The organism is Pasteurella oralis, assembly GCF_002850605.1.
Classification (GTDB): domain Bacteria; phylum Pseudomonadota; class Gammaproteobacteria; order Enterobacterales; family Pasteurellaceae; genus Pasteurella; species Pasteurella oralis.
The window spans coordinates 230010-246373 of record NZ_NXGB01000002.1 but is presented as its reverse complement, the minus strand read 5'-3'; the positions used below and the strand labels follow the sequence as shown (position 1 = coordinate 246373).

Sequence of the window (16364 nt, the reverse complement as noted above, 5' to 3'; positions counted from 1 at the left end):
TTTCTTTTTTTAGAAGAAAAAATACCTTTTTGACAACAAAAACACACTAAACTTACTATTAAAAGTAAAGAACTTTGATATCTATCACAGTAATTTTTTATTAATCTTTTACACTATAAATTGAATGTTCTCAATATCGGAGGGTGCTATGTGGAAACATGTTTCTCAAGTATTGGCAGATCAATTCGGTGCCTACTACTCAATTAAACATAAACAAAAAATTCATACTGGTGAAATGCATGAAGCTTGGATTATTGATGATGAAATCCAGCCTGTTTTTGTCAAAGTAAATGACAAAACCTTTCGTTCTATGTTCCGTGCTGAAGCCGATCAACTCACTCTCCTTGCCAAAACAGATACAATAAAAGTGCCTAATGTTTATACTGTGGGCTGTTCACATACGCATAGTTTCTTATTATTAGAAGCGCTGAATTTGAATAAAAATAATTCTGTACAAGCCATGGCTAAATTTGGTGAACAGCTTGCTAGATTACATCTCATTAGAGGCTCAGAAAATTACGGTTTAGATTTTGATACTTGGCTTGGTCCTGAATATCAGCCAAATGAATGGAAAGATAATTGGGCAAAATTTTTTAGTGAGCAACGTATTGGCTGGCAGTTACAATTATGTTGTGAAAAACGGTTAGATTTTGGTGATATTGATGTCATTGTTAATAAAGTTGCTGAATTACTCACAAAACACAAACCTGTACCCTCACTCCTACATGGTAATTTATGGATTGAAAATTGTGCTAGTGTAAATGATGAAATTGTGACTTATGATCCTGCTTGTTATTGGGGAGATAGAGAATGTGACTTGGCATTTAGCGAGCTTTTTGAGCCTTTCCCAACGCAATTTTATCAAAATTATGACCGCACTTATCCGATTGAGGAGGGGTACAACGAACGTAAACTAATTTACCAACTCTATTATTTGCTCAATTTTAGCCATCGTTTTCACCAACATTATGTTGAGCTAACCAAAAAATTTATTCATGATTTATTAGCGAATTAGTTTGTTGCGCAAAAATAAAAGGCTCTTCATATAAAGAGCCTTGTATTGATTAATGAATTGATTATTTTCTATAAAGCGGCGCTGGACCTGTTGTGCCCGCTTCCATACCGTGTGCACTTTGTTTTAAAGTCGTACCTGAAGCTGTAATTTCTACGCGACGGTTAGGACGTAAACAATCTCTTAATTCTGCACCTTGTACACCATCACAAGCTTTCACTTGCTGTGCTTTACCATAACCGACTGCATGAATATTAGCATCAACACCTTGTTCAATTAAACGCGCTTTAACGCGATCTGCGCGACGTTGAGAAAGCTTTAAGTTATAAGCTTCTGAACCTAAACGATCAGTAAAACCAGCGACTTTTACTTCTTTAGCGGCAGAAGATTTTAATTGCGCAGCAACACTATCAACAACTTCTTTACCTTTTACCGTTAAAACATCTTTATTGAAATCAAATAAGAAATCACCACTTAAACTGAATGCAGAATTTCCATTACAACCATTTGGATACCAGAAGAAGCTTTGTGCATTCATGTTTTTATCAAATAATACTTTGTACTGGCAAACTTTATGTACGCCATTTTCACGATAATTAAATACGTAATCCCATTCACGAACACCATAAAGTCCTTCAGCAAAGTGTGGACGACCAATTAAATTATAAAGTTCATCTTTATTCATACCACGTTCAATCATACGAACATTATCCCAGTTTGGCCAAGAACCAAATTGGCTACCATCATGATTGAATACTGACTCATCAATTTTTGGCCAGACTAAATTATCTGATGTTCCTTCGTCAGTCACTTTACTTAAGTTACCACAAGCAACTAACGTTGTCGCAGCAACAGCGGTTAATAAAAAACGTGATAATTTCATATGTTTTACCTTAGTTCCTTTCATTGTTGAAAATTGTCATCTCATTAATCACAGCAATACTTTAGAGACTGACTCTCAATAAAAAAACAATTCTTGTATCTTTATTTTTAGCTAAACAATTTATGATATGAAAAATTGTTCAAAATTTGGCTTAATATAGTAAGTGGTATTCTTAGCAAAGTAAACCAATAAATACTTCATATTTCATAACATTTAGTCAAGTAATGTAAAGATGATTCAGTTCAGCTAAAGTAATGTACTGTTATTTCTTTTTAACCAACGTAATAACAAATTATCTGTGCTTTCTTCCGCTTGTTTTCCTATTTTTTGCAATAATGATTTTTTCACTGAATATTTGACTGAAAGTACCGTCTTTTCTTGCATAGCTTGCAAAATTAAATCATCACTTGTCGCAATTTCATCAACTAAATGTAGCAATAATGCCTGCTGTCCAAACCAATGTTCACCTGTCGCAATTTCATTAATCTCTAACTGCGGTCGATTTTGCGCCACAAATTGTTTAAACAATTGATGAGTTTCATCCAATTCTTGTTGGAATTTTTGTTTACCTTTTGCAGTATTTTCACCCAATACTGTCATTGTCCGTTTATATTCTCCTGCGGTCATAACATCCACATCCACATCGTGCTTTTTCAAAAAGCGGTGAATATTCGGAATTTGTGCTACTACGCCAACAGAGCCAATAATCGCAAAGGGTGCAGATACAATTTTATCGGCTACACAAGCCATCATATAACCACCACTTGCAGCTACTTTATCTACTGCTACCGTGAGCTTAATACCATGTTGTTTTAAACGCGTTAATTGTGAAGCAGCTAAGCCATAACCATGTACAACACCTCCAGGGCTTTCTAAACGTAAAAGTACTTCATCTTCTGGCTTTGCAACACCAATAATCGCACTAATTTCTTCACGTAATGCATTGGTATCTGATGCCATAATATCGCCGTGAAAAGTTAAAACATAAAGGTGAGGTTTACGTTCCGCATCAATATCCTCCCCTTTTTTGCGTTTTTCTTTTTCTGCTTTCGCTTTTTCTTTATCCGCTTTTTTCTGCGCTTTTTCCACTTGTTTAAGTGCATCTTCACTTAAATGAAAATCGCGTAATTTCTTCGTATTTTCACTATAATCTTTTGATAAATCAGTGATAATTAATTCACCTTGCAGTTTAGATTTATGCTGTTTTAAGACAAAAATCATAACCCCAATACCCGCAATAACTAATAAAATTGTTAAAATTTCTAATATAAACACCGCATAACCTGCTGCAATTTCAGACCACATGTTTTTCTCCTTAAAATAAATGCTTAGTTATCATAACCAATTTAACTAAAAGTGCAATTCTGACTCAGATTTTTAACTTATCGTTGATAATCTTTTTCTTAAAATACCATTTATTTCATTCAGACAAGGCTTATAATAAAATGCTATTTTCAGCACTGTTTATTCAAAAGGAAGTATAATAAAATGAAAAAAGTTTTAGTTTTAAAATCAAGTATTTTGGCAGAAAATTCTCAAACTAATCAATTATCTGATTACTTTGTTTCTAAGTTAGCTCATGCTGAGGTTACGCAGCGTGATCTAGCACAACAACCACTCCCACATTTTGATAGTATCGCCGCAAATGCATTACGTGGACAACCTACTACACAACAAGAATTGGCATTATTATCCTTATCCGATCAATTAGTCAATGAACTTAAAGATACTGACATTGTAGTAATTAATGCACCAATGTATAACTTTAATATTCCAACACAGCTAAAAAGTTATTTTGATTTTATTGCACGCCCTCGTGTTACTTTCCAATATGGTTCAAATGGTCCTGAAGGACTAATAAAAGGAAAAAAAGCAATTGTGTTAGTCGCATTTGGTGGTTTACATCAAAATCGAATAACCGATTTAGTGACAGCTTATGTGAAAACAATGCTTGCTTTCGTTGGTATTACTGATGTGCAATTTATTTATGCAGAAGGCATTGGTTCAGGCGCACCAGCAATTGAAAAAGCACAAACTTTAGCCAAACAACAAATTGATCAAGTATTATCCTCTCTCTAATACAGGTTACGCTAAGATTGAGCATTTGAGGCAGACTTATTCGTCTGCCCTAGCAATCGTATATCTTATCTCATTTGATTCTTAAACTATTTTCACCTTATTTCAATAAACAAAATCACTCAACATACACAAGTTCGTAATTAAAGTTTAATACAACAGATAAACATAATAGATTTCGCAATAAGCCTATTTTTTCCTTTAATCAGATTAAGGACACTTCCCTTTTGTCTATTTTTCAACCTATCCATTCATCAAACTACTCACTTAACTTGACAATCAAATCATGCACTAGTTTAATAGTTAAAAATTCAAAGACTAGAAGTTTATTTATTATGTCGTTATCCTTTATTCATACATTCACTAAGCAAATACCTTACTACAGTGATCCTACTTTGATATTTCATGCATTATGTCATGATAAAAAGAATACATTACTGCTAGAATCTGCTGAAATTACCAGCAAAAATAGCTTGAAAAGCTTACTGTTTATTGAACCAGCAGTGAAAATGACTTGTCATGGATTACAAGTTACATATCGTGCTAAAACGGCAAATGGAAAGGCAGTTTTAGCACAACTTAAAAATAAGTTACAGGGATTGGTTCAATGTTTAAGTAGCACAGAAAATGAACTTATTATTGAATTTGCGCCATTAGATAAAAATCTTGATGAAGACAGTAAATTACAAGCAACTACTCTGTTTGATGGCTTGCGTACTATTACATCGCTTTATCAGCATAGCGACAATCCTATTTTACTAGCTGGTTTATTTGCTTATGATTTAGTTGCGAATTTTATCCCGATGGATAATATTCAATTAAAAGAAGATGGATTAAGTTGTCCGGATTATTGTTTCTATCTCGCAGAACAAGTATTAGTGCTCGATCATCAATTACAACAAGCTGAATTACATTCGTTCTGCTTTGATCCACAATACTTACCTCAATTGCAACAAAGTACGCTTGAAATTACACAAAAATTACGTGAAATTGAACCGCACTTAATACGTCATTCTGCCTCAACAGAAGTGCAAACCAACTTAGATGATGAACAATTTAAAGTCATCATTCATGCATTGAAACAGCATATTTATCAAGGTGATGTGTTTCAAATTGTCCCGTCACGTCGTTTTTCATTAGCTTGTCCAAATACACTCGCAAGTTATCAGCAATTAAAGAAAAATAATCCCAGTCCCTATATGTTCTTTATGCAAGATGATGATTTTACTTTATTCGGAGCTTCACCAGAAAGTGCACTGAAATACAATGCACATAATCGTCAATTGGAAATTTACCCAATTGCAGGATCACGTCCTCGTGGTTTTAATTCAGAGGGGCAAATTGATTTGGAGCTGGATGCACGTTTAGAACTTGAATTACGTTTAGATCAAAAAGAAGTAGCTGAACATTTAATGTTAGTCGATTTGGCTCGCAATGATGTGGCAAGAGTTTGTGAAAGTGGCTCACGTCAAGTCGCAGATTTAATGCAAGTGGATCGTTATTCACACATTATGCATTTAGTATCACGTGTTATCGGTAAATTACGACCAGAACTTGATGCATTACATGCCTATCAGGCTTGTATGAATATGGGAACATTAACTGGCGCACCCAAAATTAAAGCGATGCAGCTAATTTATCAATTTGAACAACAAAAACGTCATAGTTACGGTGGTGCGGTGGGTTATTTATCTTCACATGGTGATTTTGATACTTGTATTGTAATCCGTTCTGCTTTTGTGCAACAAGGGATTGCTTATATTCAAGCAGGTTGCGGCGAAGTTTTGGATTCTGATCCACAATTAGAAGCAGATGAAACCAGACATAAAGCCAAAGCTGTTATTAATGCTATTATTCAAACCAACACGCTAGCCTAATATCAATAAGGAAAACGCATGGCGACTATTTTATTTTTAGATAACTTTGATTCATTTACCTATAACTTAGTGGATCAATTTCGTCGTTTAGGTCATCACGTCCGCATTTACCGTAATGACTGTGACATTGATATCTTGGAACAAGCTGCATTGAGCCAACCTAATACTATTTTAGCGCTTTCGCCTGGTCCAGGTACGCCACGGCAAGCAGGCAATATGTTACCACTCATTGAACGTGTCAAAAATAAAATACCTATTCTGGGAATTTGCTTAGGTCATCAAGCACTAATTGAAGCATTTGGCGGTAAAGTGATTCATGCGGGCGAGGTATTGCACGGTAAGGTGTCAAAAATTCAGCATGATGAACAAGCCATGTTTACTCTGCTGCCAAATCCAATGCCTGTTGCACGTTATCATTCCTTAATGGGGAGTCAGTTACCGACAGAATTGATAATCAATGCGGATTACCATGGTATTGTGATGGCAATTCGTCACCGTAGCTTGCCTATTTGTGGTTTTCAATTTCATCCTGAAAGCATTTTGACTGTACAAGGTAGTCAACTTTTAGCTCAAACAATTACTTGGTTATTACCGCATTAAATTCCGCCAAAATGGACCGCACTTCATTCTAAAGTGAGCGTTGATAATATCTCTGTTTGCTGGGACAGAGTTTGTATTTATGGTTAATGTAAATAAGTCACCCTGTCACATAAATTGAAATTGATTCATGGGAAAACGCGCTACCCAAACCGATTAGTCAATAAACTCGTGGTAGCAAAATAAAAAGAGACATTTTTTCCTTACAATACAAATAAGATAACCTTTCCCAACTTTCTGAACTATCTCAATGATTAACTTTACGATAGCAACTTAACATATATTCAATATTCTCATTACACGAATAAAAATTTTAAAAGCTTGACTTTATTCAATTGCACTAGTTTAATAGTTCAATGTGCGTTCTATAAGGAAGAAATCATGAAGGGAAAAATAATGCAAACAGAACTATTACTCCAACAACTTTTTGATAAAAAAACATTAAATCAGCCACAAACTGAAATGCTATTTACTGCAATTGTGCGCGGTCAATTAAGTAATGAACAACTGACAGCAGTGTTAATTACATTCAAACTGCGTGGTGAAACTGTCGAGGAAATTAGTGGTGCAGTATCGGCACTACAAGCAAATGCACAACCTTTCCCAACCCCCGACTACCCGTTTGCAGATATTGTTGGCACTGGTGGTAATGGCACCAATACCATCAATATTTCTACTGCTTCAGCAATTGTAGCAGCCGCTTGTGGGCTTAAAGTGGCAAAACATGGTAACCGTAGTGTATCTAGCCAAACTGGTTCGAGTGACTTACTTACAGAGCTTGGTATTAATCTCACAATGAGTGCGAAACAAGCTCGTCAAGCCTTAGATGATATTGGGCTTTGTTTTCTCTTTGCCCCGCAATATCATTTGGGGTTCAAACATGCAACCCCCGTGCGCCAAGCATTAAAAACACGGACGATCTTTAATATTTTAGGTCCATTAATTAATCCTGCTAAACCGAAACGTCAGCTACTCGGTGTATATTCGCCTGATTTGATTCAACTTTATGCAGAAACAGTTGCCCGTTTGGAACATGAACATACGCTGATTGTACATGGAGAAGGGGTCGATGAAATTGCTTTACATGGCAGAACAGAAGTGGCAGAAGTACGGAATGGGAAAATTGAACGCTATTATTTGACACCACAAGATTTTGGTTTTCAGCCACAATCACTAGAAAAATTACGAGGCGGTAGTCCGCAGGAAAATGCACAAATAATTAGCGCACTTTTACAAGGCAAAGGTGAAGTAGCACATCGTCATGCTGTCGCGATGAATACAGCGATGCTAATGAAGCTTTTTGGTTATGCAGATTTAAAACAAAGTGCTGAACAGGTATTAGCTGTACTTGCTAGTGGAAAAGCATTTGAAATACTCACAAAATTAACGCAATATTGATACTTCATCTAACATTTCATTAACTATAGGACCACATTTATGTATCAATTATATGTTAATCCACCTTGTTCTTCTTGGTCACTACGCCCATGGATTTTATTAAAAACATTACATATTCCATTTGAGCAAAAAACAGTACGTTATTTAGATGATTTGAGTGAACAGCGCCAACAATTTTTGGCGTTTTCACCAACATCTAAAATTCCAGTTCTGCATTATCAAGGACAGATTATTTGGGATAGTCTAGCTATTATCGAGTTTATTGCTGAGGATTATCCACAAATATGGGCAGAAGATCGTACTGTACGTGCATGGTCACGTTCAGCTTGTGCAGAAATGCATTCTGGCTTTGAGCACTTACGTTCAATTTGCCATTATGATCCGATAAACCGAATCACATTAGCTGAAATTCCTCTCGCGCTACAGACAGAACTTAAACGAATTAATCAGTTATGGGAAGAAGGTCTAGATCGTTTTGGTGGAGACTATTTAGCGGGTAAACAATTTACGGCAGTAGATGCATTCTTTGTCCCAGTGGCAGGACGTATTGAAACCTATGGTTTACACCATTACTTTAGCGAAAGTGCATTAAATTATCAGAAACGCTTATTAGCTTTACCTAGCTTACAACAATGGCTGAATAGTTAGCTTCTAGAATTAATCATGAAAATAAATCACTATGCAAAACACACCAACAATTTTACAAAAAATAATACAAGATAAAAGACAATGGGTAGCGGATAAACAAGCGCTGCTGCCATTATCTCAATTGCAACAAAACTTGACAAAAACTGACCGCTCTTTTTATCACGCAATACAACAAGGTAGTAAACAATCGCCTGCTTATATCTTAGAATGTAAAAAAGCTTCTCCTTCTAAAGGTTTAATTCGCGCTGATTTTAATTTGGCAGCAATCGCCGATGTGTATAAGCAATATGCTTCTGTGATTTCAGTATTGACAGATGAAAAATACTTTCAGGGTAATTTTACGCATTTGCAACAAGTACGTGCACGTGTAAGGCAGCCTGTGCTGTGTAAAGATTTCATCATATCGACCTATCAAGTTTATCTTGCCCGTTATCATCAAGCTGATGCGATTTTATTAATGTTATCTGTTATTGATGATGACACTTATCGTACTCTTGCAGATTTAGCCCATCAGTTAGGCATGGGTATATTAACGGAAACCAGCAATGAAGCCGAATTTGAACGTGCATTGACACTGAATGCTAAAGTCATTGGTGTGAATAATCGTAACTTACATGATTTAAGTATCGATCTTAATCGAGTTATGGCTCTCAGTTTGAAATATGCAGACAAAATTCCCGCAGGGTGCAAAATTATTAGTGAGTCAGGTATCTATAATCACCAACAAATTTGTCAACTAAGCCACGCTGCTGATGGCTTTTTAATTGGTAGTAGTTTAATGGGCGAAGCTGACTTAAATCACGCCGTACGTGCTATTCTTTTTGGTGAGAATAAAGTATGTGGATTAACACGTTCACAAGATGTTATCGAAGCTTATCAACAAGGGGCATTATATGGTGGATTGATTTTTGCTGAACAATCGAAACGCTGTGTCAGTTTACACCAAGCGCAAGAACTGGTCACACAAGCACCATTACGTTTTGTTGGTGTTTTTCAGAATCAAGCTGTTGATTTTATCTGTAAAATGGCGAGCCAACTCACTTTATACGCCGTTCAGTTACACGGTAACGAAACGACTGAATTTATCACGACACTGCGCCAGCAACTCTCACCATCTTGTCAAATCTGGCAAGCCATCTCAGTGGATGTGACAACCCAAAGTGCGGCACAAATTGAAGAAAATTTGCATGTTGATCGTTATGTGTTTGATAGCAAAACTGCTCAGCAACAAGGGGGAACTGGGATGTCATTTGATTGGACACGGCTACCCACACATTTGAAAGCTAAAATTATGCTAGCAGGCGGGATTAATCCGAATAATATCAAACAGGCTCTAGCACAAGGTTGTTTAGGTATTGATTTAAACTCTGGAATAGAACACACGGCAGGAATGAAATCAGCAGAAAAAATGAGCGCAGTTTTTTCACAAATTCGCCAATTTTGTTATGATTGAATATCTTATTATACTTGAAACAAAATTAATCTTATTTAACAAGTTACACGAGGTGAAAAATGAAAAAAATTGCATTAGTCACAGGAGCCACAGCAGGTTTTGGTCGTGCTATTTGCCGTACACTTTTACAACACGGTTATCAAGTCATTGGTACAGGTAGACGTGCTGCACGTTTACAAACATTACAACAAGAATTTGGTGATGATTTTTTACCACTTGCCTTTGACTTAAGTGATCGCAATGCCACTGAAATGGCAATACAAAGCTTACCTTTTCCATGGCAATCCATTGATCTATTGGTTAATAATGCGGGACTTGCCTTAGGTTTAGAAAGTGCAGATAAAGCGAATTTAGATGACTGGGCACAAATGATTAATACCAATACAATGGGATTAGTCACGATGACACGTTTAGTATTACCACAAATGGTGGCTCGTAATACTGGTCATATTATTAATTTAGGCTCAATTGCAGGGACTTATCCTTACCCAGGTGGTAATGTGTATGGTGCAACAAAAGCATTTGTTAAGCAATTTAGTTTAAATTTACGCGCTGATTTAGCAGGTACTGCGATTCGTGTGACGAATATTGAACCTGGTCTTTGTGGTGGCACAGAATTTTCTAATGTGCGCTTTAAAGGAGATGATGAACGTGCAGCAAAATTGTATGAAAACGTACAATTCGTTACAGCAGAAGATATTGCTAACATTGTATTATGGGCTAATCAACAGCCTGAACATGTCAATATTAATCGTATTGAAGTCATGCCAACCGCACAAAGTAGTGCCGCATTAAATGTTGCTAGAACAAGTAAATAACTATACTAAAACACATGACAATATTAACTAGGGCAAGCTAATTACAACTAAGCTGCCCTTTTTCATTTACGCAATTGCCCCTCTCTAAGCCTCGCTATTTTCTTACTTCTTTTAAAATGAACAGTGTAAAAAAACACATATTAACTTTACCTAAAATAAACACATAAAAAGTAATCGAGCAATTCATTAATGACATCAAATATAAGTGCATAGCACTACTAATGAGATGATAACCGTAAAATTCAACATACATAGATCATCACACTATGGCTTATTATTATCCCTTTGATATTCCTATAAGTAAGATAAAAAATGCTCATGTGAGGTTTTTCATAAAAACACTTGCTTTTTAAGTAATATACTAGTTTAATAGTTCATATTAAATTAATAAACTAAGCAAATATCACATATAAAAAATGAATAAATATTCTCTGATTTTAAAGGAATGATGATGTCTGAAACGTTACTTAACCCCTATTTTGGTGAATTTGGTGGAATGTATGTTCCCGAAATTTTAGTTCCAGTACTTAAATCGCTAGAACAAGCTTTTGTTGAAGCACAACAAGATCCCGTTTTTCAACAAGAATTTCATGATTTACTAAAAAATTATGCAGGGCGTCCTACTGCACTCACTTTATGTCGCAATTTGACAAAAGACAGTAAAACTAAATTGTATTTAAAACGCGAAGATTTATTACATGGTGGAGCACATAAAACTAATCAAGTATTAGGGCAAATCTTGCTAGCTAAGCGGATGGGTAAAACACGCATTATTGCTGAAACGGGTGCTGGGCAACATGGTGTGGCAACGGCTCTGGCTTGTGCGATGCTAAATATCCCCTGTCAAATCTACATGGGTGCGAAAGATGTAGAACGTCAATCACCAAATGTTTTTCGCATGCGCTTAATGGGCGCGACAGTAACTGCAGTAACTAAAGGCTCTGCTTCATTGAAAGATGCTTGTTGTGAAGCAATGCGCGATTGGGCTGAAAATTATAGTAACACTCACTATTTACTTGGTACTGCGGCAGGACCACATCCATTTCCAACTATTGTACGTGAATTCCAAAAAATAATTGGTGAAGAAACGAAACAACAAATTTTAGCACGAGAAGGACGTCTACCTGATGCCGTCATTGCTGCTGTTGGCGGTGGTTCTAACGCAATTGGGATGTTTGCGGATTTTATTACCGAAAAAAATGTCCGTTTAATTGGAATTGAGCCTGCTGGTAAAGGTATTCATACAGGTAAGCATGGAGCACCATTACGCCATGGCACGACGGGAATTTATTTTGGAATGAAGGCACCTCTCATGCAAACAGCAGATGGGCAAATTGAAGAATCCTATTCTATTTCAGCAGGATTAGATTTTCCTTCTGTTGGTCCCCAACATGCCCATTTACATGCAATAGGTCGTGCTGAGTATGAATCAATTACCGATGATGAAGCGTTATTTGCTTTTCAAGCTTTAGCTCGCTATGAAGGTATTATCCCTGCCTTAGAAAGCGCACATGCACTTGCTTACGCATTAAAACTTATCCAACAATATCCTAACAAACCACAATTGCTAGTTGTTAATCTATCAGGGCGTGGTGATAAAGATATTTTTACTGTAGACAAAATTTTAGCTGAAAAAGGAGTTTTCGTATGAGTCGTTTCAATAAGCTATTTCATCAACTAAAAACGCAAAACCAAGGCGCTTTCGTTCCTTTCGTCACCTTATGTGACCCAAGCTTAGAACGTTCTTTTGAAATTATTTGCACATTAGTAGAAAACGGCGCAGATGCATTAGAATTAGGACTTCCTTTTTCTGATCCATTATTAGATGGTCCTGTTATTCAAGCAGCTAACAACCGTGCATTAACAGCGGGTTATAGTACAGAAGCAAGTTTTCAGCTTTTAGCACAAATACGCTCGAAATACCCTGAGATTCCGATGAGCTTATTGTTATGTGCTAACTTAGTTTATGCACAAACAATTGATGGTTTTTATCAACGTTGTGCCAATGTAGGTATTGATGCAGTACTTATCGCCGATCTTCCCTTGTTCGCTTGTGAAGAATTTATGCCATTTGCGAAAAAACATGGTATCCAACAAGTTTTTATTTGCCCACCAAATGCAGATCAAGAAACAATCCAACGAGTTGCTCAATCTTCACAAGGCTATACCTATCTCGTTTCTCGTGCTGGTGTCACTAGTGCAGAAAATCAACAAGCTTCAACAAATTTGACTCATCTTGTCACTAGCCTTAAAAGCCATAATGCCCCACCTATCTTACAAGGTTTTGGTATTGCCCAGCCACAGCAAATTAAAGAGGCACTAGCAATGGGTGTTGATGGCGCAATATCGGGTTCTGCTATTGTAAAAATTATTGAGCAATATCTTGACGATCCAACAACCTGTTTAATCGCGCTAGCCAAATTTGTAAAAATAATGAAAAAAGCAACCGCACTTTGAGTTATATAAAAAGAAACCCCGATCAGAATAGATCGGGATTTCTATTAAAATTGTTGTGTAACACTAAATTTGACATTTCGTCCTAGACCAGAAGCAAGTTCACCTAAATATGGGTAATAGGCTTGATTAAATAAATTATCAACAGTTATTTTAAAATTTAACCCCTTAAGTCTTGAAGGACTCCAAGAAGCAAACACACCATGTAAACTGTATCCTTTTGAAGGCGGTAATGACCAGTATACTGCTTTAGGATCACCAGAAATTGGCGCTCTATCTTGTCTTCTAACAAATTCAGCTCGCCACCCTGCAGTCAAGTGATAATTAGGTATATTAAAGCCTAACATTGCAGTCGCTTTTCTTGGAGGGATTTCAGCAATCCATGTTTGTGTTTTACCCCATGGATTTCTTGGTGATGTATCACGTCTTCCTTTTACATAAGAATAAGTCAAGCTACCAAATAAATAGTCTGATTGATAATATGCCTCTAACTCCGCACCTTGAATAGTATAACCAGGTAAATTGCGGTAATTGCCAATAATCTTAGGACAAACACTATTATCAATATCTAACGCATTTTGTGCACAATTTACACCTCTCGTTTTGAAAATCTCATTTTTACCTCGGTTATAAAAATAAGTTGCTCGGAATTGTAATGAATCCCCTTTTAAAAGTGCATCTTCAACACTAAAAACGCCACCTACTCTTGTTTGGTTTATTGTTTCTTTATCTAGGTTTAACGAAGTTGCAGTGACCGCAGCTGTCGCATATTGTGTTTCATATTGTTCATCAACTACAGGCGCTCGCCAAGTACGACTAAAATGAGTAAATAAACTTAAATAAGTTGTCACATCGTAATTTAGTCCTAAATAATACGACCAACCACTATAGTTTTTCTGGCTATAATCATGTCCAGCTGACTTATCATTATAGAGAGGAGCAAGATTTTTTTGACCAATATTATTAATATGATCGTAACGTAACCCTGCGGTAAATAGAATATCGCACCATTTCATTTGCTCTTGTAAATATAATGCTTGAGTGTACTGTCTACCAGAAGGCATATAAGAAGGCTGAAAATAACCATAATTATATTTAGGATTCTTTGCACCAGCTTTATGATATATCAATGTGTCTCTTTTACTTTTTACCCATTGCAAGCCAATTAATAACTCATGTTCTATATTATTCGTGGTAAAAGTACTCGTATTATTGACATCTATGTTTAAATCTGAATACGTAATCCAACTTTTATTACCTAGTGTTCCTAAAAAAGAAGAAGCCGCTTTCTTATGACGGGTGTCATTTTGTGTTGTCTTACTATAGCTCAATTGAGATGCCAAATTAATCCATGAATTATGTTCAGGAAAATAGCGGTACTGAACAGTATAACTTTCATCTTTTTGATCTCGATAAACAAGCTTTCTTTTCCACGCAATATCTAATCCATGTTTTTTTATTTCCTCCACAGTTGGTTTCGAAGAAATATCTCTTTTAGCTGCCCAAGGTTCCCAACCAGAATGAGAACCATAAACACCAGAAAAAGTGAATAAATGAGCAGGCGAAATTGCCCAATTTGCTTTTATCAAAACACTTTTTTGATTGTTTTTAGAAAAAAGAATCTTACTTCTGTCTGGTCTGGTATAATTACCTGCGTTTCTTAATGAACCAAATAACAACAAATCAAAATTTCTTTGCTCATTTTGCAAAAATAATCCGCTACTATAGGTCTTCTGATTATTGTTGCTATTATTTCCATATTTAAATAAACCACCTATCTTCTGATCTTCCTTTAAAAAATCAGTCGCATTTTTAGTTTCAAATTTTACTGTACCTGCAAATCCACCATTACCATATCGCGGAGAATAGTTTCCTTTATCGACAGTAACTTTACTTAATAATTCTGGTTCAATAAAAACAGAGCCTTGTTGGTATTTCTCAAAACTTTTCGTAGCACCATCTAATTGAACTCGCACATCTTCGGCATCCCCCATTCCATTAATATTTAATGTTTGCCCTCCTGGACGAAATCCGCCAGCCATGTTAACACCGGGTAAAATATTAATTAAATCAGCTGCATTATCCGATTGTTGTTGATCAATATTTTTCTGCTTCAATACTGATCGACCAGCTGTTTTATTTACTTCATCAGATGCCACAATGATGGGTAATAATTGCTCTGTGGAAGAGTCTACATTTGCCAAAGCCACTTTGATGTAATTAATTGATAGAATCAATAAGATCAGATTTCCTTTTCTTAATTTCTTTCCCATTTTTTATCCCTTAATTAATAATGATAATTAATTTCATTTTAATAAGAGAGTGAATTTTAAAGAGATTGGAACAAAAGGCAAGATTTTTATTAACAATTTGTTTATCTTGAACATTTACCTCTTTTCAATTTGTAAGCTATACTAACGCCCTATTTTTGCTGTACAGGAAACATTTTAATGAAAAAAATTGAACAACTTTTTGCCAACAACTATAGCTGGGCTCTACGCATGAAAGAGGAAAATTCCTCTTATTTTAAAGAATTAGCAGATCATCAGACGCCTAGTTATCTTTGGATTGGCTGCTCGGATAGTCGTGTTCCTGCAGAAAAATTAACGAATTTAGGGCCCGGTGAATTATTTGTTCATCGTAATGTTGCAAATCAAGTTATTCACACAGATTTGAATTGTTTATCTGTGGTGCAATATGCAGTGGATGTATTAAATATTGAACATATTATTATTTGTGGACACACGAATTGTGGTGGCATCAAAGCAGCAATGGCGGACCAAGATTTGGGTTTAATTAATAACTGGTTACTGCATATCCGTGATATTTGGTATAAACACAGTCACCTACTTGGTAACCTTTCGCCAGAAAAACGTGCCGATATGCTGACACGTATTAATGTTGCAGAACAAGTCTATAACTTAGGTCGTTCTTCTATTATTAAATCTGCATGGAAAAATGGTAAAAAACTGTCTTTACATGGCTGGGTTTATGACGTAAATGATGGATTTTTAATTGATCAAGGTGTTATGGCAACGAGCCGAGAAACTTTAGAAATCTCCTATCGCAATGCAATTGCACGTTTATTAAAACTGAATGAAGATGAGATCTTACGAAAAGAGCATGAAGAAGCATGATAAAAAATTGC

14 protein-coding genes are annotated in these 16364 nt (G+C 35.9%); 11 read left to right on the top strand and 3 right to left on the bottom strand.

Going from position 1 to position 16364, the window contains the following annotated elements; all coding sequences use genetic code 11:
• The first annotated feature begins 148 nt into the window (after positions 1 to 148).
• Positions 149 to 1015 carry a fructosamine kinase family protein gene (locus tag C0975_RS03580; RefSeq protein WP_101775024.1) on the top strand — a complete coding sequence of 289 codons (867 nt, stop codon included), beginning with the start codon at positions 149 to 151 and terminating at the stop codon, positions 1013 to 1015.
• Between the two features lie 61 nt (positions 1016 to 1076).
• Here the strand turns inward: C0975_RS03580 and C0975_RS03575 are convergent, their stop codons facing one another.
• Together C0975_RS03575 and sohB are read right to left on the bottom strand one after the other, a co-directional pair.
• On the bottom strand, positions 1077 to 1895 hold the full coding sequence (locus tag C0975_RS03575) for an OmpA family protein (RefSeq protein WP_101775023.1): 819 nt from the start codon (positions 1893 to 1895) through the stop codon (positions 1077 to 1079).
• Positions 1896 to 2141: 246 nt separating this feature from the next.
• Complete coding sequence (gene sohB / locus C0975_RS03570; protein ID WP_101775022.1) at positions 2142 to 3200, bottom strand: protease SohB; 1059 nt, start codon at positions 3198 to 3200, stop codon at positions 2142 to 2144.
• A 183-nt stretch (positions 3201 to 3383) separates the two neighbouring features.
• Here sohB and C0975_RS03565 point away from each other — a divergent pair, with 183 nt between their 5' ends.
• From C0975_RS03565 to trpA, 9 genes are all read left to right on the top strand, one after another.
• Complete coding sequence (locus C0975_RS03565) at positions 3384 to 3974, top strand: NAD(P)H-dependent oxidoreductase (protein WP_101775021.1); 591 nt, start codon at positions 3384 to 3386, stop codon at positions 3972 to 3974.
• 332 nt (positions 3975 to 4306) lie between these two features.
• Positions 4307 to 5848: an anthranilate synthase component I gene (gene trpE, locus C0975_RS03560; RefSeq protein ID WP_101775020.1), complete on the top strand. Its 1542-nt coding sequence runs from the start codon at positions 4307 to 4309 to the stop codon at positions 5846 to 5848.
• Between the two features lie 18 nt (positions 5849 to 5866).
• The gene (locus tag C0975_RS03555; RefSeq protein ID WP_101775019.1) at positions 5867 to 6448 is read left to right on the top strand and encodes an aminodeoxychorismate/anthranilate synthase component II; all 582 of its coding nucleotides are present in this window, start codon (positions 5867 to 5869) and stop codon (positions 6446 to 6448) included.
• Between the two features lie 393 nt (positions 6449 to 6841).
• Positions 6842 to 7843: an anthranilate phosphoribosyltransferase gene (gene trpD / locus C0975_RS03550; protein ID WP_101775018.1), complete on the top strand. Its 1002-nt coding sequence runs from the start codon at positions 6842 to 6844 to the stop codon at positions 7841 to 7843.
• Positions 7844 to 7882: 39 nt separating this feature from the next.
• On the top strand, positions 7883 to 8491 hold the full coding sequence (locus tag C0975_RS03545) for a glutathione S-transferase (RefSeq protein ID WP_101775017.1): 609 nt from the start codon (positions 7883 to 7885) through the stop codon (positions 8489 to 8491).
• Between the two features lie 31 nt (positions 8492 to 8522).
• Positions 8523 to 9944 (top strand): bifunctional indole-3-glycerol-phosphate synthase TrpC/phosphoribosylanthranilate isomerase TrpF, encoded by a 1422-nt coding sequence (gene trpCF / locus C0975_RS03540; RefSeq protein WP_101775016.1) that lies wholly within the window; start codon positions 8523 to 8525, stop codon positions 9942 to 9944.
• Between the two features lie 59 nt (positions 9945 to 10003).
• Entirely contained in the window at positions 10004 to 10762 is a 759-nt protein-coding gene (locus tag C0975_RS03535; protein ID WP_101775015.1) for an SDR family oxidoreductase, read from the top strand.
• Positions 10763 to 11213: 451 nt separating this feature from the next.
• Entirely contained in the window at positions 11214 to 12413 is a 1200-nt protein-coding gene (gene trpB, locus C0975_RS03530) for a tryptophan synthase subunit beta (RefSeq protein WP_101775014.1), read from the top strand.
• Entirely contained in the window at positions 12410 to 13219 is an 810-nt protein-coding gene (trpA, locus tag C0975_RS03525; protein WP_101775013.1) for a tryptophan synthase subunit alpha, read from the top strand. Before trpB ends, trpA begins: the two co-directional genes overlap by 4 nt.
• Before the next feature lie 44 nt (positions 13220 to 13263).
• Here trpA and C0975_RS03520 read toward each other — a convergent pair whose 3' ends face one another.
• A complete protein-coding gene (locus tag C0975_RS03520; protein WP_101775012.1) occupies positions 13264 to 15489 on the bottom strand; it encodes a TonB-dependent hemoglobin/transferrin/lactoferrin family receptor in 2226 nt (741 codons plus the stop codon).
• 177 nt (positions 15490 to 15666) lie between these two features.
• Between C0975_RS03520 and can the strand changes: the two genes are divergently transcribed.
• The gene (gene can, locus C0975_RS03515) at positions 15667 to 16353 is read left to right on the top strand and encodes a carbonate dehydratase (RefSeq protein WP_101775011.1); all 687 of its coding nucleotides are present in this window, start codon (positions 15667 to 15669) and stop codon (positions 16351 to 16353) included.
• The last annotated feature ends 11 nt before the right edge of the window (positions 16354 to 16364 follow it).

What these genes read in the sequence shown, in the direction of transcription:
- C0975_RS03580 (WP_101775024.1), top strand. Translation starts at nt 149, where the DNA reads ATGTGGAAACATGTTTCTCAAGTATTGGCAGATCAATTCGGTGCCTAC.
- C0975_RS03575 (WP_101775023.1), bottom strand. Translation starts at nt 1,895, where the DNA reads ATGAAATTATCACGTTTTTTATTAACCGCTGTTGCTGCGACAACGTTA.
- sohB (WP_101775022.1), bottom strand. Translation starts at nt 3,200, where the DNA reads ATGTGGTCTGAAATTGCAGCAGGTTATGCGGTGTTTATATTAGAAATT.
- C0975_RS03565 (WP_101775021.1), top strand. Translation starts at nt 3,384, where the DNA reads ATGAAAAAAGTTTTAGTTTTAAAATCAAGTATTTTGGCAGAAAATTCT.
- trpE (WP_101775020.1), top strand. Translation starts at nt 4,307, where the DNA reads ATGTCGTTATCCTTTATTCATACATTCACTAAGCAAATACCTTACTAC.
- C0975_RS03555 (WP_101775019.1), top strand. Translation starts at nt 5,867, where the DNA reads ATGGCGACTATTTTATTTTTAGATAACTTTGATTCATTTACCTATAAC.
- trpD (WP_101775018.1), top strand. Translation starts at nt 6,842, where the DNA reads ATGCAAACAGAACTATTACTCCAACAACTTTTTGATAAAAAAACATTA.
- C0975_RS03545 (WP_101775017.1), top strand. Translation starts at nt 7,883, where the DNA reads ATGTATCAATTATATGTTAATCCACCTTGTTCTTCTTGGTCACTACGC.
- trpCF (WP_101775016.1), top strand. Translation starts at nt 8,523, where the DNA reads ATGCAAAACACACCAACAATTTTACAAAAAATAATACAAGATAAAAGA.
- C0975_RS03535 (WP_101775015.1), top strand. Translation starts at nt 10,004, where the DNA reads ATGAAAAAAATTGCATTAGTCACAGGAGCCACAGCAGGTTTTGGTCGT.
- trpB (WP_101775014.1), top strand. Translation starts at nt 11,214, where the DNA reads ATGTCTGAAACGTTACTTAACCCCTATTTTGGTGAATTTGGTGGAATG.
- trpA (WP_101775013.1), top strand. Translation starts at nt 12,410, where the DNA reads ATGAGTCGTTTCAATAAGCTATTTCATCAACTAAAAACGCAAAACCAA.
- C0975_RS03520 (WP_101775012.1), bottom strand. Translation starts at nt 15,489, where the DNA reads ATGGGAAAGAAATTAAGAAAAGGAAATCTGATCTTATTGATTCTATCA.
- can (WP_101775011.1), top strand. Translation starts at nt 15,667, where the DNA reads ATGAAAAAAATTGAACAACTTTTTGCCAACAACTATAGCTGGGCTCTA.